At 64.2% G+C, this 2,920-nt stretch carries 2 protein-coding genes; both read left to right on the top strand.

Annotated features, from left to right (window positions below; genetic code table 11):
* A partial coding sequence (gene glnE, locus O2807_14110) for a bifunctional [glutamate--ammonia ligase]-adenylyl-L-tyrosine phosphorylase/[glutamate--ammonia-ligase] adenylyltransferase (protein ID MDA1001636.1) occupies positions 1-2,529 on the top strand: 2,529 nt, incomplete at its 5' end.
* A 54-nt stretch (positions 2,530-2,583) separates the two neighbouring features.
* Positions 2,584-2,920: Zn-dependent hydrolase (locus O2807_14105; GenBank protein ID MDA1001635.1), on the top strand; the 337-nt coding region annotated here is incomplete at its 3' end.

Below are 2,920 nucleotides of genomic sequence, written 5' to 3'. Positions count from 1 at the left end.
AAACCGCGCCACAAGGCCTCGGACGGGAAATGGCGCCGGAGCGAGTTCGCCGTCATCGCAATGGGAAAGCACGGCGGCCAGGAGCTCAACTTCAGCTCCGACATCGACCTCCTCTTCATCTATTCCTCCGACGATGGAAAAACCGCCGGCGCCAGGCGGCCGACCTCAAACCATGAATTCTTCACCAAACTCTCTCGCCGCCTTATCACGATGCTGTCGGAAAACACCGAGGAGGGCCATGTCTTCCGGGTTGACATGCGCCTTCGGCCCGAGGGCGACCAGGGAGCGCTCGCCTACTCCCTCCGCAGCTGCGAGATCTATTACGAATCCTGGGGAGAGACCTGGGAGCGGCAGGCGCTGATCAAGGCCCGCCCCGCAGCCGGCTCCGCCGCCCTGGGAAAGCAGTTCATCGAAGCCGTTCGTCCCTTTATCTACCGGCGCACCCTCGACATCAGCGCCCTGGATGAAATCGGCCGCATCAAGGACCGGATCAACCGCAAGCTCGCCACCCGCTCCCGGGACGCCATGAACATCAAGCTGGGCGAGGGCGGCATCCGGGAGATTGAATTCATCGCCCAGTCGTTCCAGCTCATCTACGGCGGAAAAGAGAACATCCTCCAGACGCACCGCACCCTTGACGCCTTAAAAGCGATAGAGGCCCTTGGCCTGATGGGCATCGAAACCTGCCAAACACTCGCGGAGGCCTACATCTTCTTGCGCGACGTCGAGCACCGGATCCAGGTGACCCACGGGCTCCAAACCCACGATCTGCCCACGGATGTTCACGGAAAGACCGTCCTGGCGCGGAAGATGGGGTTTCAGCCGGAGCAACAGAGCGCGCTGAAGGAATTCGAAACCGCCCTGCAGCAGCACCAGGACCGGGTCACCACCGTTTTCGAGGGCTTGTTCCGGAGCCGCGCCCAAGAGGGCGCCAGCCCCGTGCCCGAAGCGCCCGAAGTGCCCGAAAGCGCCGCAACCCTCGAAGACTCGCTCTCGCCCGAGGAGCTCGCCCCCTACAATTTCTCGGACCCGGCGTCGGCGAGCGCCCAGCTTCGCCTGCTTCGAAACGGAGAGCTCTTCGCCCACGTCAGCGCCCGAGCCAAAAGAATGTTCGACGATCTCCTGCCCCGCCTTCTCTACTTGACGCTCGATCTGCCGGACGCCGATCGCGCGGTGGCAAACCTCAACCGGTTTGTCGAGACGGCCGGCGGACGCCAGGCCATTTTTTCCCTGATGACCTCTCAGGAGAACGTCTGCGAATCGCTCCTGCGCCTTTTCGGGCACAGCGATTACCTCTCGGATATCCTGATCGGCCAGCCGGGGCTCCTGGACTCCATTTTGTCCGCCGAGACTCTCACCGCCCCGAGGCCGAAGAAGGCGCTCGACGCCGATTTCGAGGCGGCCGCCAAAAAGCCCGGCCGGCCCGAAGAGCGGTTCGAGGCGCTCTGCGCGCTCAAGCACGAGGAGGAACTTATCATCGGGATGCGCTGCATTCTCGGCGAATCCGGCATCATGGAAACCCTTTCCGATCTCACCGATCTGGCCGAGCGCACGGTACGTTCCGCATATATCGCCGCCGAGGCGGGGCTTCAATCAGTACAGGATTCGCAGGCCGAATTCGCGATCATCGGGATGGGAAAGCTCGGCAGCCGGGAGATGAACTTCGGCTCGGACCTCGACCTCGTGTTCGTCTGCGGGGCGCCGGACAGGGCGGGCGGTTCACCAAACGGGCCGCCGGTCCCCGCTTCTGCGCATGAACGCTTCCTCCAGCTGGCCACCACCCTGCGGGCAGGGCTCGCCACCCCCGCCCTGGGAAAACGCACCTACGAGGTCGACCTCCGCCTCAGGCCGGAGGGCAAGTCGGGCGCCCTGGTCGTGCCGCTCGAGGTTTTCGCCAAATACTTCAAAGGGCGCGCCGAGAACTGGGAACGCCAGGCGCTTTGCCGGGCGAGGTTCATCGCCGGCTCGGAAGCGGTCGGGCGCGCCTTTTTCGACCTGGCCGCCCAATTTATCTACGGACAGGAGCTCGACTTCGATCTGGCCGCCGAGGTGGTGCACATGCGGGAGCGCCTGGAGCGCGAGCTCGCCAGGGAAAGCGAAGAGCGCACCGACATCAAGCTGGGCCGCGGCGGAATCGCCGACATCGAATTCATCGTTCAATACCTCCAGATCAGCCACGGCGGCGCCATGCCCGCCATTCGCCGGCCCGAAACCTACGAGGCCCTGAGCGCCCTCGAGGGGAAAAAGCTTCTCACGCACGCGCAGTCCACTGCCCTGAAAAGCGCGTACCGTTTCCTCCGCTGGGTGGAGAGCCGTTTGCGCATCGCCAGGGGCGATTCCGTCCGGATTCTGCCGAAGGAGCCGGAGGAGCTGAAAAAGCTTGCCCGGAGGCTGGACTACCGCGACGACGGCGAGGGCAGCGCGCAGGGCAAGCTCCTCGCCGCCTACGAAAGAACGACGAGCGAGGTGCGCCGAATCTATCTCGATATCCTGAAGGTGGACGAGGCGGCGGGCCGCCCTGGAGTTTGACTGCGCACGTTTGCGGCCACTATAAATATTTTCTTTCCTGAAAGAGGAGCACCCGTGGAAATCAATCCCGGCCGCCTGCGTCAAAGCATGGAAGAGATGGCGCACATCGGCGCGACGCCGGGGGGTGGCGTGAACCGGCTGGCGCTCTCGGATGAGGACAAGCAGGCCCGCGATCTTTTCGCCGCCTGGGTGCGGGAGGCGGGCCTGAAGCTCTCGACCGATGAGATGGGAAACATGTTTGCCCGCCGCGAGGGCGCGGAAAACGATCTCCCGCCCATCCTCGCGGGCAGTCACCTGGACTCCGTGCCGGACGGCGGAAAATTCGACGGCGCGCTGGGCGCGCTGGCCGCCCTTGAGGCCGTCCGCAGCATGAATGATGCCGGCATCTCCA

It is taken from the genome of bacterium (assembly GCA_027622355.1).
Taxonomy (GTDB): Bacteria; UBA8248; UBA8248; order UBA8248; family UBA8248; genus JAQBZT01.
The sequence above is the reverse complement of the archived record's forward strand: the minus strand, read 5'-3'. Positions and strand labels throughout refer to the sequence as shown.